This is a genomic window from Hydrogenovibrio sp. 3SP14C1, assembly GCF_029625905.1.
Taxonomy (GTDB): domain Bacteria; phylum Pseudomonadota; class Gammaproteobacteria; order Thiomicrospirales; family Thiomicrospiraceae; genus Hydrogenovibrio.
The window spans coordinates 1-348 of the sequence record NZ_JARTLM010000035.1; the positions used below are offsets into that span (position 1 = coordinate 1).

A 348-nucleotide genomic window follows, 5' to 3' on the forward strand; every position below is an offset into this window, starting at 1 on the left:
GGTATAGAGTGGGGTGATGGCAGCGACGCCCAGCTCCACGGCTTTCTGAATGGCATAGTCCATGCGGTCTCCCTTGGAAATCGCCTGGCCCAGATGCACCGCTAGCGGAGACTCCGCGCTGCCTGGCCATACCGACTCGACGGTTGCGGTGGTCTGTTTTCGCCCCACCTCCGCCAGCCGAACGCCTGCCTCCTGGCCTGCCCCGTCGAACAGGATCAGTGCCGCGCCCTCCCCCATGCGCAGCACGCGGGTAACGTGCTTGGCAGGGCCTTCCGGCAGCGTGACGGTCGCCCCGACACGTAGCTCGGTGGGCACATGAAGGCGCGGCATCTTGCCGTGCGTGGCGAG

Annotated in this window: 1 protein-coding gene; it reads right to left on the reverse strand. The window is 67.0% G+C overall.

Annotation, left to right across the window (positions count from 1 at the left end):
* Positions 1 to 348, reverse strand: a 348-nt coding sequence (locus P8629_RS11525; RefSeq protein ID WP_278166275.1) for an RsmE family RNA methyltransferase, incomplete at both ends; no start/stop codon positions are given.